This is a genomic window from Agrobacterium sp. Azo12 (assembly GCF_029193765.2).
Taxonomy (GTDB): Bacteria; Pseudomonadota; Alphaproteobacteria; order Rhizobiales; family Rhizobiaceae; genus Agrobacterium.
In genome coordinates, this window is the sequence record NZ_JARFYO020000002.1 from 484,739 (window position 1) to 501,285 (window position 16,547).

Genomic DNA, 16,547 nt, shown 5'->3' on the forward strand with positions numbered 1-16,547 from the left:
ATCATAAAAGCCAAGCAAATCAGATGCTTTAGATATGAATAGGTGGACTAAAAATACTGTACCCACATCCACCGGTTTGTTTCATAGCGTCGGGATCATCTGAGGCAGTGGCTTTTCATTACTCGATAAATCAATTTTAGATTGAAATTTTAGCATGACTAAAAAATGCTTGACAAAAACCCACTCCAATCCTTTGATTGTAGTAATACTAAAAAAGAGTGGAACTAAAAATGAATCCTGTAAGCGGCCCTGCGCATAGCGCAGCCGACATTCAGCCTTTGGGAGAACGGTTGCGCCTTTGCCGTAAGGAGCAAGGCCTGACCCTGCAGGAAGTTGCTGATAAGGCAGGATTCTCGGTCGGTTTCATTTCCCAGATCGAACGCGGAATTACAGTTCCCTCCCTCACCTCACTGGTCGCTGTATGTCGCGTGCTGAAAGTCGACGCAGGTTCATTTTTCAACTCGCAGAAACCCAGCTCCTCGGTTACCCGGCGGGAAAGCCGTGAGGCCTACGGCCTTGGGGGCGAAGCTGGTCGTGCCGTCACCTATGAGCGCCTGTCGGCAGCCTTCCCCGGCAATGTTTTGCGCAGCACCCTCATTCACGAGCCGCCGGGATATCGAAGCGAGCCGATGTCGCATGAGGGGGAAGAGATATTCTTCGTGCTGGAAGGTGCCCTCACCATCGAGATTGATGGCGAGCGCATGATTTTGGAAGCAGGCGATTCCGCCCACTTTCCGTCGACACGGGTCCACGCCACCTGGAACCACACCACGGGAACAACGACGGTTTTCCACACCTGCACCATGGATGTTTTCGGTGACGACCATACCAACACCAACGGCGACAGCCTTGTTGTGACGCGCGCGGCCAGCCGACGCAGCGCGCCCAAGCAGCCGGTCATTGGCTCCAAGACGCCTCCCATGAAGTCCAAAAAGCCCATAACAAAAAAAGGGAACAGGAAATGAAAAACAGTTTCAAGTTATTATCAGCAGCATTGATTGCTACCGCATCGCTCTACGGATACGCACAGGCAGAGACCGTTCTAAGGCTGGATGAATCGCCCGTGGGTGAGCTGGATCCGGCCAAGGCGTCCGATTATGCCGACTCCATCCTGATGTTCAATGTTTATGATGCGCTGGTCATCCCCAAACAGGGACAACCTGGATACGATCCCTACCTCGCGACCGGCTGGGAAATTGACGGAACGGCATATACGTTCAAACTGCGCGACGACATCAAATTCCAGAGCGGCTATCCGTTGACGGCAGACGATGTCGTGTTCTCGCTAGAGCGCATGAAGGCACTGGGTGCTGGCCTTTCCTACCTGTTCACCAAGGTTGAAAAGGTTGAGGCGATTGACGCAACCACTGTGAAATTTACGCTCGCCGAACAGGACGCCCCCTTCATTTCGGCACTGACCCGCCTGCCAATCGTCGACAAGAAACTTGTTCTCGAAAATCTGGGTGACGGCGAAGGCGACATGAAGGACTGGGGACAGGCTTACCTCTCCGGTCATGCAGCAGGCAGCGGCGCTTACAAAGTCGTTTCACACAATCCGCAGGAAGAAACCGTGATGGCTAAAAATGCCGGTTATTTCCTTGGCGTGCCGCCCAAAGCCCCAGACACGGTACGTCTGCGCTACGGTCTGGAGGCGGCAACCGTCAGAACCCTGATTTCGCAGGGCCAGCATGAAATTTCCTCGCAGTGGTTGCCACCGGAAGTCCTGAAATCTCTAGCGGCCAGCGGCGCTCAACTGCTAACCGAGCGCGGTACATCCGGCTTCTACGTCAAGATGAACACCACCAAGGCCCCATTCGACGACGTGGAATGCCGCCTCGCGGTATCCTACGCCTTTGATTACAACGCCGCCGTCAAAATCGTGGCCGTCAATGACACGATCTCGCAGGGCAGTGCTGCCACCGGTCCTATTCCGGTCGGCATGATGGGTGCCTTGCCTGCAGACCAGACACTGGCGCAGGATCTGGACAAGGCCAAAGAACATCTGGCCAAGTGCAAATACAAGCCAGAAGACATCAAGATGGATATCTCCTGGATTGGTGAGGTGCCGTTGGAAGAGCGTTTTGCATTGCTGATGCAGGCCAACTTCAGCCAACTGGGCATCAAGGCAAACGTCAAAAAAATGCCATGGGCGCTGTTTTCCGAACAGGTGACGAAAGCAGAAAACACACCTGAAATCAGCCAGGTCTTCGTCAACACAATGACCGGAGACCCTGATACGCTGCTTTACAGCATGTATCACTCAACCGCTGCCGGCACATGGATGTCGCCAGAACATCTGAAGGACCCGGAGGTTGACGCATTGCTCGACAAGGGCCGTGAAACAACCGACGAAGCAGAACGTGCGAAGATTTATCAGGAGCTTGGTCTCAAGCTGAAATCCATCGCCCCGTCCATTTATGGTCAGGATCAGATTTCGGTTTTTGCTGCCTCGCCCAAGGTGTCAGTTCCAGCGCTCACCGATCCTGCCAAGGCGTTTCCTCTTGCAGCGTTTGGCTTCACATTCCGTCTGATGGAAATGAACGAGTAAAGATGATGTGCCGGGCGGTCCCCCGTCCGGCACTCCTTTAACTTTCTGAAAGAAAAACAGATGTTTCCTGTCCTGCATCTTCTCGCGAAGAAGCTGGGTACGTCGCTTATCGTCCTTTTTGGCGTGTCCCTGCTGATCTTTGCCATAGCCCGGATCATTCCCGGCGACCCGGCGCGCATTGCGCTCGGCCCTAATGCCACGGCTGAAGCCGTTGAGGCTCTGAGAGTAAGGCTGCATCTCGATGCACCCTTCATCGAGCAATATGGCTATTTCATCGGTAATCTTCTGCGCGGTGATCTCGGCATTTCACTTTATACCAACCGTCCGGTAACAGCCGACATCGCACAATTCCTGCCGGCCACGCTCGAACTTGTCATCGTGTCAGGTATCATGATGGTGCTGTTCGGTGTGCCGCTTGGTGTTTTGTCCGCTCGGTTTCGTGGCACCGTCGTGGATCACGTAATCCGCCTGATAACGCTGCTCGGCGTGTCTGCTCCCGGCTTCGTTTGGGCGGTTATCCTGATGCTCGTCTTTGCCTATTACCTGCCTATTTTCCCGATTGCAGGACGGATTGCAGACAGTTTCACCATTGCACCTGTGACCGGCTTCTTGTTGGTCGACACGTTGCTGGCAGGTCGCCCGGACGCCTTTGTTGACGCCCTTTCGCACCTCATTCTTCCAGCCTTCGCGCTTGCCCTTTCCGGCATCGGACAGGCCGCCCGTCTGGTCCGTTCCAACATGGTGGAAACCTACGATAAGCCCTATATCGAAATGGCGCAGGCCTATGGTTTTCCGGAAAAGCGGATTTCACGCAAATATGCCTTCCGGCCATCGATGATCCCGTCTTTGACGATCATCGGTCTCGATTTTGCGGCCATGCTCGGCAATGCGTTCCTCATCGAAGCTGTTTACGCCTGGCCCGGCCTGTCACGTTACGGCGTCGCAGTGGTTTTGCGAAAGGACCTCAACGCCATTATCGGCACGGTTCTGATCATTTCCGCCATGTTCCTCATCGTCAATCTCGTCGTTGACTTGCTGGTCTCCGTCATCAATCCGAAAATTCGCCTTGCAAGGGGGAAAGCATGAGCAAAACCCTCTTTGTACTTGTGCGCAATCCGCTTTCCCTGATCGGTCTGATGCTTGTGGCTTTGGTGGTATTCTCGGCGGGTTTTGCCGACTTCATCGTGCCCTTCCCCGAACATCAGGGTGCTGTCGTCGATTTCCTGAACTTCAACAAGGCACCTGAATGGCCCTACATATTCGGCACTGATCTTGTCGGCCGTGATCTCTTTACCCGCATCATCTATGCGTACCGGGTATCGCTGATCCTCGGCATCGTGGTGCTGGCGATTGCAGTTCCGGTCGGCGTCGCCATCGGTCTTGCCGCCGGTTACCTCGGCGGCTGGACGGAATATGTGCTGATGCGCATCACCGACGTGTTCCTGTCTATCCCACCACTGGTTCTTGCCATGTCGATGATGGGCCTCCTGGAACCGACACTGACAAACGGCATGATCGCGGTCACTGCCATGTGGTGGCCTTGGTACACACGCCTTGTCTACAACCTTGCCCGATCCGAAAAAGAAGAAGGTTATGTGCTTGCCGCCGAAGTGATCGGCGCCTCGCGTCTGCACATCATGTTCCGGGAAATCCTACCGAACTGCGTACCCTCGATCCTCACCAAGATGACGTTGGATTTCGGCTTTGTTATTCTCATCGCCTCCTCACTCTCCTTCTTGGGGCTTGGCGTACAGCCGCCAACACCGGATCTGGGCTCGATGGTTGCCGAAGGTGCAAAATATCTGCCTGATAGTTGGTGGCTGACCGTATTCCCGGGCCTTGCCATTCTGATTGCGGTGTTCGGTTTCAACCTGATTGGCGATGCGCTGCGCGAAATTCTGGGAGTGGATCAATGAAAACCCCAACCCTGAAAATCGAAAACCTCAAGCTTGGTTTCAAGAGCTTTTCCGGTACCAACGCGGTGTTGCACGGCATATCGCTGCACATCGCCAAGGGCGAAAAGGTGGCGCTGGTCGGTGAATCCGGCTCCGGAAAATCCGTAACTGCCCGCATCGTACTTGGACTTCTGCAGGAGCAGAAAAATGCCAAGATCACCGGCGGACTGGAGTTTGAAGGTCGCAACCTCAACGCCATGACTGCACGCCAGCGCAAGGCGTTGCGCGGCACGGATATGTCGATGATCTTTCAAGATCCGTCCTCGTCGCTAAACCCGGTCTACACCATCGAGGTGCAGTTTCACGAGGTTCTCAAACGCGCGCGGCCTGATATCAAACGTGCCGAGGCCCGTGCACTTGCGCTTCAGGCACTGGCAGATGTGGCCATCAACGAACCTGAACGGGTTCTGGATTCCTACGCCTTTCAGCTGTCCGGTGGCATGAACCAGCGTGTGATGATTGCCATGGCGCTTGCCAACAATCCTGCCCTGCTTCTGGCTGACGAGCCGGGAACAGCACTTGATGTGACCGTACAGGCCCAGACGCTGAAACTGATGGGAGAACTGGTGGAAAAACACCATACGTCGGTCTTGTTCATTTCCCACAATCTTGGTGTTGTGCGGGAATTTGCAGACCGGGTTTACGTCATCTACAAGGGTAACATCGTCGAGCAGGGCAAGACCGAAACCCTGTTTGATAATCCGCGCCATCCTTACACGCGCGCTCTCCTGTCTGCCGTTCCACGCATCACCGGCGGCGGTATTCCCGACATCGATGACGATCCCGCGCATTTCAGTGCGCCGCTCATCGCGCATGAAGGCTTTAGCGAGAAGGAGCTTCTGGCATGAGCGCGCTTCTATCCGTTCGCAACATCTCCAAAACCTTCAATGTCGCCGGCCGAGACGTCACGGCGCTGGAAAATATTTCCTTCGACGTCAATGCCGGAGAATGCCTGGCTGTGGTTGGTGAATCCGGCTCCGGCAAGAGCACGATCGCCAACATCATTTTAGGCATTTATGCGGCCACGTCAGGTGATGTTGCCTTCAAAGGCGAGATGCTTCCGGCAAAACGGACGCAGACACATCGGCAGAACATTCAGCTTGTGCAGCAAAATCCCCTCTCATCGCTCAATCCACGCCGCAGCATTGGCGCCTCGTTGCGACTGGCTCTCGACGTTCACAATATCGGCGACAAGTCCGGACGGGACAAACGCACCGGTGAACTGCTGGAAGAAGTCGGATTGCCGGAAGATTTCCGCAAACGGTCTCCATCGGCCCTGTCCGGTGGCCAGCGCCAACGTGTCGCCATTGCGCGTGCGCTGGCCTGCCAGTCGGAACTGGTCGTTCTGGATGAACCGACATCCGCACTCGACGTGCTTGTACAGGCACGCGTGCTGAAACTCTTGAAAGAGCTGAAGGACAAGCGTGGCTTGACCTACCTCTTCATTACCCACGATCTGTCCGTGGTGCGCAATATTGCAGACCGTGTCGCCGTTTTTGAAAAAGGCCGCATCGTCGAAATCGGCAGCACGGACGCCATCTTCACCAATCCCCAACATGCCTACACACGCCGGCTTATCGGCGCAGTTCCGGTCGTCAGCCGCGATGAAGCGGCCCTGCGCGATCGCCTAATGGAGCAGGAAAATGCAAATGACTGACTATAGCGATTTCAATGCCGCACTCGCTGAAGCTGGCGATCAGCCACACAAGGCCATGGTAGCGCTGGAAGCTCTGACAAAAAAGCTTGTCGGCGCAAAGCTCTTCACCATCATGACCGCAGACACTGTGGGTAAAAACTCCGAGCGCGTTTATTCCGGCCTGCCAGATGTCTATCCCGTTTCAGGTACGAAACCTTACAATGAAACCCGCTGGTCCGAAATTACCCTCAAGCAAAAGCAGACCTTTGTCGCCAACACGATCGAAGACATTGCCACTGTTTTCGATGACCACGAGATCATCAAATCGCTGGGCTTGGGAAGCGTCATCAACGTGCCGATCATCGTCGACGGCAATGTTATCGGCACGCTCAACTGCCTGCATGAAACCGGTTTTTACACGCCAGAACGCGTAGCTGCAGCCGAAGCGCTGAAATTGCCGGGCACCATTTGCATGCTTCTTCACACCCAGAATAAGGCTGGAGCACACTGATATGAGCGGAAAAACCATTCGCGTCGCAACCGATGTCGGTGGCACGTTCACCGATCTCGTTTGCTTCGAAACGGACCACGCAACCGGTGAAGCAACCATCACCACCGCAAAGTCGGACACCACGCCTCCCAACTTTGAACAGGGTGTTCTCAATGTTCTGGACAAGGGCGGCATTGATCCTGCCAGCGTGGATTTCTTTGCCCACGGCACCACCGTTGTCATCAATGCGCTGACTGAGCGCAAGGGCGTCAAAGTTGGCCTGATCACCACAGAAGGTTTCCGTGACACGCTGGAAATTGCCCGCGGCAACCGCCCGGACTTTTTCAACCTGCATTATGAAAAGCCCGACGTTTTTGTGCCGCGTTATCTGCGTCGTGAACTGCCGGGACGTTTTACCTACAAAGGCGAGGAAGTAACGCCGCTTGATCTCTCTACACTGCCGGAGATTTTGAAGATTTTCCGGGATGATGGCGTTGAAGCCATCGCCGTCTGCTTCCTGCATTCCTATGCCAACCCATCGCATGAACAGGCTGTTATTGCCGAGATCGCAAAGCTGTGGCCAGAAGTGGCGGTCGTCTCCTCACACCAGATCACCCGTGAATGGCGCGAATATGAGCGCAGCAATACCACTGTTATGTCGGCCTATGTGCAGCCAGCCGCCGAACGTTATCTCAAACGGTTGAACGATGGCCTGAAAACCAAGGGTTTTGATGGCAACCTGTTTATCATGCAGTCCAACTGCGGCGTAGATTCGCTGGATTCGGTTTCGAAAATCCCGATCACCATGGTTGAATCGGGCCCTGCCTCCGGTTTCTGGGGTGCCGCAGAACTGGGCAAGCTAATTGGTGAACCAAATGTGCTGGCACTTGATATCGGTGGCACGACGGCAAAATGCTCGCTGATCGAAGGCGGTCAGGTCCGCATCATGACCGATTACTGGATCGAGCGCGACCGCACCTCCGCCGGATATCCAATCATGGTACCGGTCGTCGACCTCGTGGAAATCGGCAACGGTGGCGGCTCGATTTCCTGGGTAGATGATTTCGGCAAGCTGCATGTCGGTCCGAAATCGGCAGGCGCGATGCCTGGACCTGCGGCCTATGGCCGTGGCGGCACGGAAGCGACAACAACGGATGCCAATCTTTGGCTGGGACGTATCAACCGTGATTATTTCTGCGGCGGTTCGGTCGAGGCCGACATGGCCGCGACTGAAAAGGCGCTGAATGCCGTTGGCGGCAAGCTTGGCGTATCTTCCGACGAGGTAGCACGTGGCATTATCCGTATTGCCAACAACAACATGGTCAACGCGCTGAAGCTGGTGTCGCTGAACCGTGGCTTCGACCCGCGTGACTTCACCCTGGTGGCGTTTGGCGGCGGCGGTGCCATGCATGCCGTGGCACTGGGCATGGAACTGGGCGTCAAAAAGGTTGTGATTCCGGCAGGTGCATCGGTTTTCTCTGCATGGGGCATGATGATGTCCGATCTGCGCCGCGATTATTTCGTGACCAAGCTGGCCGACCTGAAAGATGGTGCCGCGGCAATGATCGAAAACCTGTTGAGCGAAAGCGAAACGCTGGCCAAGGAGCAGTTTGCCGCCGAAGGCATCGACGCCCCCAAGGTCAAATTCCTGCGCTATGGCAAGTTCCGCTACCAGAACCAGGAACATACGACGGAAGTTCTGATCGATGGAGGCACGATCACGCAGGCACGCTTGCAGGAAATCGAGACCGACTTCCACGAAACCTATGAGCGCGAATACACCTATCGTCTCAAGGCGCCGGTGGAACTGGTCGGCATTCACCTCGTGGCCTTTGCCGAGGTTGGCAAACTGAAGATGCAGGAAAAACCGCTTGGCAACAGCGACGCATCGCCAGCTACCAAAAGCACCCGCAAGGTCGATTACGCTCTGGAAGGTGTTCACGACGCTACGATCTACGACGGCACAAAATTGCAGCCCGGCATGCAGGTGAAAGGCCCGGCCGTGATTGAAGATCCTGGCACCACCATCGTCATCCATCCCGACAATCGCGTCGAGGTCGATGGTTTCGGCAACATTCACATCCATCTTGGCGCCTGAAGGAGCTGGACATGGCAGAACAAATCCACGACCCCATCACGCTTGAAATCATTCAGAACTCATTGCAGGCCACGGCTGACGAAATGTTTGCCGCCATGCGCAAAACGGCGATGAGTTCCATCATCTACGAAGTTTTGGACATGGGCACGGGCATTACCGATGCCAAGGGCCATCTGGCTTCTTCCGGAGCAGGTATTCCGGGCTTCATCGGTGTTCTCGACAAGTCGGTAAAATTCGTTGTTCAGAAGTTCTCCGAGCCCGGCGATATTGAACCCGGTGACGTTTTCATCACCAACGACCCCTATTACGGCGGCGTGACCCACCTCAACGACCTGATCGTTGTCATGCCGGTGTTCTCCGAAGGGCGGATCATTGCCTGGACAGCGAACATTGCCCACAATTCCGACATTGGCGGCATGGCGCCGGGATCCTTGTCGTCGGAGGCAACGGAAATTTTCCAGGAAGGTTTGCGCCTGCCTGCCATCAAGATGATTTCCCGTGGCCAGCCCATCCGTCCGGTTTTCGAGATCATCACCACCAACTCCCGCATGCCGGACTTTCTGGAAGGCGATCTCTGGGCGGCAATCGCCTCGGTTCGCATCGGCGCCAAACGGCTTGAAGAACTGGCGGTCAAATACGGCGTTTCGACCTTTGAAGCGGCTATGGTGCAGTTCATGAATTTCGGGGAACAGGTATCGCGTGCCGAACTGGCCAAATTGCCGCACGGCACCTACTCACTTTCGGAAGAGCAGGATGACGGACGTTTCTTCAATGTTTCCATCACCGTCTCGGCCGATGAATTCATTGTAGATTTGCGCGATAATCCGGATCAGGACAATGGCCCGTTCAACGCCGGACGCGATGACACGCTGGTCAGCATGCAGGTCATTTTCAAGGCGCTGACCGACCCTGCCTCACCGGCCAATGAAGGCTCCTTCCGTCCGCTGAAGGTGCTGACGAAAGAAGGCACCGTATTCCATGCCAAGGAACCGGCCGCCGTTGGCTTCTATTACGAAGTCGGCATTCGCGTTTACGATCTGGTCTGGCGCTGCCTTGCTCCACATATGCCGGGCAAGCTGCCATCCGGTCACTTCTCATCCATCGCCGGAACCTTCATCGGCGGTATTCACCCGGATACCGGCCGGCAATACACCATCATTGAACCTCAGATTGGTGGCTGGGGTGCCAGCGAAGGCCGCGATGGTAACAGCGCCATCTTCTCAGGCGTGCATGGAGAGACCTATAATTGCCCGGCGGAAATCTCCGAAGCCCGCAATGGACTGATCATCGACCGCATGGAGTTGAACACCGAACCGGGCGGCGAAGGCAAATGGTCAGGCGGCCACGGCATTCGCATCGATTACCGCATTCGACGCGATAACTCCTTTCTCACACTCGGTTATACCCGCTCACGGATCATGCCGTGGTCGCTGGATGGCGGCAATGAAGGAACGGCAAACTATGCCCTCGTCATGCGCAAGGATGGAGCACAGGAACGCCACGCCTATGCATCCGGCATCCGTGTCGACAAGGATGACGTGATCCGCATCATTACGGGTACCGGCGGCGGCTTGGGCAACCCGAAAGAGCGTGATCCGGCACTGGTCGCGCAAGATATTCGCAATGGCTTCATTACGCCTGAACGTGCTGCCGATGTTCATGGTTACAAGGTCTGAGATCGCGCCATGACCAACAAACCTCTCAAGATCATGTACCTCAATCCGGTTGCCGCAAATCCTGAGGTCGATGCCATCTTTGCGGAGATGGCACGTGACCATAAACTGCCGGGCACTGAGGTGCATGTAACCGCCTTGCCGAAAGACCAGTACGGTTTTTCGCATATCGAGTTTCGGGCCTACGAGGCACTGGTCACCAGAGGCATCATGCGGGCGGTCAGAGCCGCCGCGCAGGAAGGTTTTGACGCGCTTGCCATCGGTTGTTTTTACGACACGGCCCTGCATGACGCCCGCGAAATTTCGGGTGACATGATCATCACAGCACCATGTGTTGCTTCCTGCGAGATCGCTGCCAGCCTCGTCAATCGCTTCGGAATTATTGTTGGCCGCCGCAAATGGGTAAACCAGATGCACGCCAATGTCGTGGAATACGGCCATGGCAAACGCCTTGCCGGATTTTACGAGGTCGGGCTTGGTGTCGATGATTTCCAGAAAGACCATGACGAGACGGCACGCCGACTGAAACAGGCGGGTCGCAAGGCCGTTGAAGAAGGTTATGCAGAGGCACTCATCCTTGGCTGCACCATGGAAATCGGTTTCTACAAGGAGCTTGAAAAGGAGCTCGGTGTACCGGTAATCGATCCGTCGATTGCAGCGTTGAAACGGGCAGAATATGCCGCCCTTCTCAAACAGCAATGCGGTTGGGGACCGGGGCGCAAATGGTCCTGCGAACCACCATCAGAAACGGAAATGGCAAAATTTGATGCCTTTGGCGGTGACGAACCCGTCTTTGGCAGCCGCATCATTATTGCGGCAAACTAGGAGGACACACATAATGGGCAACCAGACACAAAACCGGCTTTCCGCCTTGCGCGCACAAATGAAGGCAACGGGTACGGGACTGCTGGCCGTTGGCCCCGGTTCACATATGGAATGGGTGCTGGGCTTTCACCCAATGCAAGATGAGCGGCCTTGCCTGCTGCTGGTTTCGCCAACCAAGGAAGCATTTTTGATGCCGGCCCTCAATGCGGACGGCACTCGCGAGCATACCGACATATCTTTCTTCAATTGGAGTGACGACCAGGGACCGGAAAAGGCGCTGAAGGAAGCGCTTGAAGCCATCGGCGCCACTGCGCCTGGTGTGGTCGCCTTGGATGAAACCATGCGCGCCGATTTTGCTCTTTTGCTGCTGCATGCCTTGCCGGACAACACGAAAAGCGAGTTCACACCGGCGACCCTCGGCGGGTTGCGCATGCGTAAGGATGCCAGCGAATATGAAAAGCTGAAAATGAATGCCGGCATCGCAGACCGCGCCATGCAAAAGGCCTTTGCCACGCTGCGTTCAGGCCTCAGCGAAAACGAAGTTGCCGCAGAAATCCGTGCACATTTTTCCTCGGAAGGTGCTGATCCAAAATTCTGGATTGTCGGCGCTGGCGGCAATGGTGCATTTCCACATCACCATACCGGTGATCGGATCATCCAGAAAGGCGACGCCGTGGTTATCGACATTGGTGGTCGCAAGGATGGTTTCCCAAGCGATATTACCCGCATGGCGGTGGTTGGTGAGGCGCCGGAAGGCTATGCCGAAGTTCATGCCATTGTCGAAAAGGCAGTTCAGGCTGCTCTCAAAACCGCCCGCCCCGGCGTGAAGGCAAAAGACGTTGATGCTGCCGCACGTTCGGTCATCACCGAAGCCGGATACGGCCCTTATTTCGTGCACCGGACCGGTCACGGCATGGGCATTGACGGCCATGAGCAACCCTATATCACTGCCACCTCGGAAACGGTGCTCGAAGAAGGCATGGTTTTTTCCATCGAACCCGGCATCTACCTGCCCGGCCGTTTCGGTATTCGTCTGGAAGACATCGTCATCCTGCGCGCCGATGGCCCGGAGATTTTCTCCTCGCTGCCACGTGATCTGCACACAACGAAGGCATGATCCCGACATCGTTTTGCAGGAAGGACAAAAGCCATGGCACGTGCCTGGGTCATCAACAGCTATTCCGGTTATCAGGGGCTTTCACTCGTGAATGTCCCCGTCGAACAGCCGGGACCTGGTGAGGTCAGGCTAAGGGTCGAGGCTTTTGCCCTGAACTGGGGCGACATGGATCTGATGTTGGACAATTACTCCTTCAGCTTCCATGACTTTCCCGCCAGGATCGGCATGGAAGCTGCGGGCATTGTGGAAGCCGTTGGAGAGGGTGTTGAAGGGATCGCAATCGGCGAGCGTTACTGCACATTACCCTATTTCTATTACCAGCGTGGCGCCAGCACCGAGACATTGATCATTGACGCCAGGTACGTAACGCCGGCGCCGGAAGGGCTCTCCGCTGTCGAAAGCGCTTCCATCTGGATGCAATATATGACGGCCTATTTTCCGCTGGCCGAAATCTCAAAGGTCGGAGCTGGCAATCACGTGCTGGCGACGGCAGCAACCAGTACGGCCGGAACTGCCTCGTTGGAAATTGGACGCATTCTGGGTGCGACGATGGTCGGCACGACCCGCTTTGCGGCCAATCGCGACTACCTGCAGATGAAGGGTGCTGACCATATTGTTGTTACCGATGGCACAGGCGCATCCGTTGCTGAACAACTCTTGGAAATGACCGGTGGCAAGGGCATCGATGCCGCATTCGATCCGGTGGGCGAAACCATGATTGCGCAATATAGTCCGGCATTGGCCCGAGACGCGCGGATCTATTTTTACGGCACGCTCGACACTAAGCCGCCTGTCTTACCAATGAAGGACATGTTCCAGAAAAACGCGACCTTTCAGCCTTATTCACTGTTCAACTACGTTGAAAATCCTGACATGTGCGCGCGCGGCAAGGCTATTGTCTATCAGCATCTGAAAGACGGGCGCATCAAACCTTCCATTGACCGGGTCTACCCGATGGAAGAGTACATAAAAGCCTGGGATTATCTGCGCAAACCGCGCACCAGCCACGGCAAGGTGGTTATCAAGACAGGTCTTTGACCTGTCTCAGCCTGCCCGGAAACGATCAAAAGCGGTCAGACGCCGAATGGGAGGATCGGCCTCCCAGCGATAAATCTCGTTCCGCAGGAAATGCATCTCGTCGTCGAATTTCTCTTCCGGCAATTCCACCCACCAGGATTTCGGGCGACCGTCAGAGCCATCCGACCACCGGTAACCGCGTGCCTTGAGATGGTCCTTCATGTCGAAGGGCGAGTTTTCGGCATAGATACGAACACGCGACAACTGGCTGGCGGCATGAAGTTCCGAAAATGGTGTGCTCGCGGCGGGTGCGCGCTGCAGGGCAAGCACTTCAAGCAGGGCAAAACAGTCATCGACGGCACGGTGCCCATCGTGGAAGTAACCCGACTGTCCAATCAGATAGCCCAGTTTGCTGCCTTCGAAACCCCGGGCCGACCAGTCGACTTCAGCAACCGAACAGCCCCAGGCCTTATGAACAAAAACCGGTGAAAAGGCTTCACAGAACGGCCGATCAAAACCGGCATTATGCGCGATAATCAGATCAGCCGGTTCAATCAGAGAATTCATACGATCCCGGTCAATCACCTGGCCGGCAACCATATCGTCGGTGATCCTTGTCAGCCGTGTAATCTCTGGCGGTATCGAAACGCTCGGCTGTTGAAGACCGCCATAAATATCCGTGACATCGCCGATCTGGCCGTCATCGTTAAAGGTGAAAGCCACCAGCCCGATCTCGATAATCTCATCGGAACGGTAATTCAGACCGGTTGTCTCGGTATCGAGAACAATGCCACGACGCGGGAATTCCGGGCGCGGATGTTTAACGATCGGCGGCGCCTGAAGCTTGCGCAAAATGCGATAATCACCGGTGGATTCGAGATGTCGGGCCATGGCCTCGCTATCGACTGGAACCTCTTCCTGGCGTCCCCGCGCACGCGCCGGGGACCTGGCAATGCTCACGCTTGCAGTTTTGCCGGACGATGCAAAGAAGTCGAGTTGTGAAGTCATGCTGTTCCAATCCGTATACGGCAACCTTGGGGCTAACAGAGTCGCCATTGCAGGGCAAGCAACGCCAGGTTCTATCGGAAGTCGCGCGTCTTGACCCGGATTTCACCCCGATGGCTGTGAGGCGTAAGGATGGTGCCCGATTTTGGCCGGCCTCTTGGATCCGGCAGCGGCATGCCATTATGGAACTCATCCAACAACCTGAACCACCTCCCCCTCCCGCTGAATATAACCTTTGATGCCCATCATGCTAGCACCGAGGACGATACTGCACTGTTTCTCATACACTTTGGACCATACGACCACATTGGCGACACCCATTTCATCTTCTATAGTGATGAACATCACACCCTTGGCCGATCCAGGCCGCTGGTGCACCAAATATGATCCCGGCAACCTCGACCCAACGTTTGTAAGGAGACGCCACCGCATCTGCGCAGGGTCAGCCCGACATGACTGTAGTCTTCAACAACCTCACCGCCCGCCGATATTGATCTCAAAGCGACAGTCGGCTCATTCTGATCCACCACGGAAACCGCTTCCAGTCTTGTGGCAGCCAAAAAGTGGCAGCGGCTCATCGCGGTGCAGGCCACGCCTATAGTTCCAGACGAAGGGCCGCAAGCGGCAGACGACAATGCGATGGCAGGCTTCAACCTGATGACACAACAAGGGTTGTTCTGGTTGTGGAGCGCGCAAAAGCATGCGCCGCCCGTCTTGTATCAGCAATGTCCGCACGCGCCTCTAGGCCGGCAGTTGCGAACCGCTGGACCATCGACGTCAGCAGGAGAAAACCCGCAACGCCCAAAAAGCAAGTCGCTCGAGCGCCTCACCATCTCCCCGACTGTCCGTATCCGCAACGACCAGCTCCGGCACAAGTGCCTGCGCTTTGGCCAGAGCCATGCCGACGGAAAGGCCAAGCCTTCAGGCATTGGCGTCGAGAGCCGCGACAGAACGACGTCGGCCGTCACGGTCAGCAAGCCACCAGCGGTTTATCGATTGGCGGCGTAGCGGTGCACGAAAGCCGTCTCAGACGGTCTGTTGGCCAACGGGGCGGGTACAACGACACAACCATGACCATAGCAGACATGGGCAAGCTCTTGTGGCGCAAGGTCATGCCATCTGCCTGACCTTGGTTTTTTTCGCATGGCGGATCAAAATGCCAATTGCACTTTCATTGACTTTGTTCTGTCTGCGGCTGTTTCGAATGCGGTGACGGCTTCGTTGAGCGGGAAAGTTCCGGTCAGAAGTGGTTTGAGATCAACACGACCCTTGTTGATGAAGTCGACCGCAAGCCCGAACTCCTCATGGAACCGGAACGTGCCCTTCATTTCGATTTCCTTGGCAACCACCATGTTTTGCGGAATGGAGACATCACCACCCAGCCCAAGCTGTACAACTGTTGAACGTGGACGAAGAACCTCAAGACCCGAGCGCACCGCACTCTGATTACCCGACGCTTCGAACTGAACGTCAAAGTATCCCTTGTTGGCGGAATAGGCAGAGAGTTGATCGGCATTGTCGGCAACATTGATGACCCGGTCAGCACCAATATCCAGTGCCCTCTTCAGTACCGCATCCATTACGTCGGTCGCCACAATCTCACGCGCCCCATGTGCCCGTGCTGCAATGATGGCCAGCGCTCCAATGGGTCCACAGCCGGTTACCAGCACACGCTTGTCAGTTAGAGCTCCAGCCCTCGCCACGGCATGCAGTGTGACGGCAAAGGGTTCAGCCATCGCCGCTTCATGGATCGATACACCCTCTTCTACCCTGTGGCACTGCCAGGCCTGCGCCACCAGTCTCTGGCGAAACGCGCCCTGGATATGTGGCATCGGCATGGCGCTGCCATAAAACCGCATGTTGAGGCAGTGGTTCTGCTGCCCCTTCAGGCAATATTCGCAGTCATTGCAAGGACGGCTTGGCGAGACCGCAACACGATCACCCACGGAAAGCCCCGAGACACCCTCACCCAGCGCCTTGATCGTACCGGCCACCTCATGGCCGAGGATCATCGGTTCGCGGATGCGCACGGTGCCAAAACCACCGTGATTATAGTAATGCAGGTCAGAGCCGCAAATACCGCCCGCTTCAATGGCAACCTCTACCTGGCCTGGACCAACAGGTTCGACGTCTCTCTCCTCGATACGCAGATCCTTTGCGGCATGGATAACGACAGCTTTCAT

The 16,547-nt window shown here is 55.7% G+C and carries 15 protein-coding genes and 1 pseudogene; 13 read left to right on the forward strand and 3 right to left on the reverse strand.

Annotation, left to right across the window (positions count from 1 at the left end; translation table 11 throughout):
* Positions 1 to 230: 230 nt before the first annotated feature.
* The 12 genes from PYL13_RS18740 to PYL13_RS18795 are packed head-to-tail and all read left to right on the forward strand — an operon-like array spanning position 231 to position 13,380.
* On the forward strand, positions 231 to 965 hold the full coding sequence (locus PYL13_RS18740) for a helix-turn-helix domain-containing protein (RefSeq protein ID WP_192489700.1): 735 nt from the start codon (positions 231 to 233) through the stop codon (positions 963 to 965).
* A complete protein-coding gene (locus PYL13_RS18745; protein ID WP_250984535.1) occupies positions 962 to 2,548 on the forward strand; it encodes an ABC transporter substrate-binding protein in 1,587 nt (528 codons plus the stop codon). Before PYL13_RS18740 ends, PYL13_RS18745 begins: the two co-directional genes overlap by 4 nt.
* Before the next feature lie 60 nt (positions 2,549 to 2,608).
* Positions 2,609 to 3,634 carry an ABC transporter permease gene (locus tag PYL13_RS18750; protein ID WP_275643207.1) on the forward strand — a complete coding sequence of 342 codons (1,026 nt, stop codon included), beginning with the start codon at positions 2,609 to 2,611 and terminating at the stop codon, positions 3,632 to 3,634.
* Entirely contained in the window at positions 3,631 to 4,464 is an 834-nt protein-coding gene (locus tag PYL13_RS18755; protein WP_275643208.1) for an ABC transporter permease, read from the forward strand. The genes PYL13_RS18750 and PYL13_RS18755 overlap by 4 nt, the downstream gene beginning before the upstream one ends.
* Positions 4,461 to 5,351, forward strand: a complete 891-nt coding sequence (locus tag PYL13_RS18760; protein WP_275643209.1) for an ABC transporter ATP-binding protein — start codon at positions 4,461 to 4,463, stop codon at positions 5,349 to 5,351. Before PYL13_RS18755 ends, PYL13_RS18760 begins: the two co-directional genes overlap by 4 nt.
* Entirely contained in the window at positions 5,348 to 6,160 is an 813-nt protein-coding gene (locus tag PYL13_RS18765) for an ABC transporter ATP-binding protein (RefSeq protein WP_250984531.1), read from the forward strand. Before PYL13_RS18760 ends, PYL13_RS18765 begins: the two co-directional genes overlap by 4 nt.
* Positions 6,153 to 6,650, forward strand: coding sequence for a GAF domain-containing protein (locus PYL13_RS18770; RefSeq protein WP_259148811.1), 498 nt, complete (start codon positions 6,153 to 6,155; stop codon positions 6,648 to 6,650). The genes PYL13_RS18765 and PYL13_RS18770 overlap by 8 nt, the downstream gene beginning before the upstream one ends.
* Position 6,651: 1 nt before the next feature.
* A complete protein-coding gene (locus PYL13_RS18775; RefSeq protein WP_275643210.1) occupies positions 6,652 to 8,727 on the forward strand; it encodes a hydantoinase/oxoprolinase family protein in 2,076 nt (691 codons plus the stop codon).
* A gap of 11 nt (positions 8,728 to 8,738) precedes the next feature.
* Complete coding sequence (locus PYL13_RS18780) at positions 8,739 to 10,403, forward strand: hydantoinase B/oxoprolinase family protein (protein WP_250984528.1); 1,665 nt, start codon at positions 8,739 to 8,741, stop codon at positions 10,401 to 10,403.
* Between the two features lie 9 nt (positions 10,404 to 10,412).
* Entirely contained in the window at positions 10,413 to 11,225 is an 813-nt protein-coding gene (locus PYL13_RS18785) for an aspartate/glutamate racemase family protein (protein ID WP_250984527.1), read from the forward strand.
* A 13-nt stretch (positions 11,226 to 11,238) separates the two neighbouring features.
* Positions 11,239 to 12,342, forward strand: coding sequence for a M24 family metallopeptidase (locus PYL13_RS18790; protein WP_275643211.1), 1,104 nt, complete (start codon positions 11,239 to 11,241; stop codon positions 12,340 to 12,342).
* A gap of 33 nt (positions 12,343 to 12,375) precedes the next feature.
* On the forward strand, positions 12,376 to 13,380 hold the full coding sequence (locus PYL13_RS18795; RefSeq protein ID WP_275643212.1) for a zinc-binding dehydrogenase: 1,005 nt from the start codon (positions 12,376 to 12,378) through the stop codon (positions 13,378 to 13,380).
* A gap of 6 nt (positions 13,381 to 13,386) precedes the next feature.
* Here the strand turns inward: PYL13_RS18795 and PYL13_RS18800 are convergent, their stop codons facing one another.
* Both PYL13_RS18800 and dnaE2 read right to left on the reverse strand, forming a co-directional pair.
* Positions 13,387 to 14,367 carry a 3'-5' exonuclease gene (locus PYL13_RS18800; RefSeq protein ID WP_250984524.1) on the reverse strand — a complete coding sequence of 327 codons (981 nt, stop codon included), beginning with the start codon at positions 14,365 to 14,367 and terminating at the stop codon, positions 13,387 to 13,389.
* 192 nt (positions 14,368 to 14,559) lie between these two features.
* Positions 14,560 to 14,946: pseudogene (gene dnaE2 / locus PYL13_RS18805) on the reverse strand (error-prone DNA polymerase); the annotation flags it as partial.
* 57 nt (positions 14,947 to 15,003) lie between these two features.
* On the opposite strand from dnaE2, the gene PYL13_RS18810 reads away from it, so the two are divergent.
* Positions 15,004 to 15,372, forward strand: a complete 369-nt coding sequence (locus PYL13_RS18810) for a hypothetical protein (RefSeq protein ID WP_275643353.1) — start codon at positions 15,004 to 15,006, stop codon at positions 15,370 to 15,372.
* A 143-nt stretch (positions 15,373 to 15,515) separates the two neighbouring features.
* Here the strand turns inward: PYL13_RS18810 and PYL13_RS18815 are convergent, their stop codons facing one another.
* Positions 15,516 to 16,547 (reverse strand): L-idonate 5-dehydrogenase, encoded by a 1,032-nt coding sequence (locus tag PYL13_RS18815; RefSeq protein ID WP_275643213.1) that lies wholly within the window; start codon positions 16,545 to 16,547, stop codon positions 15,516 to 15,518.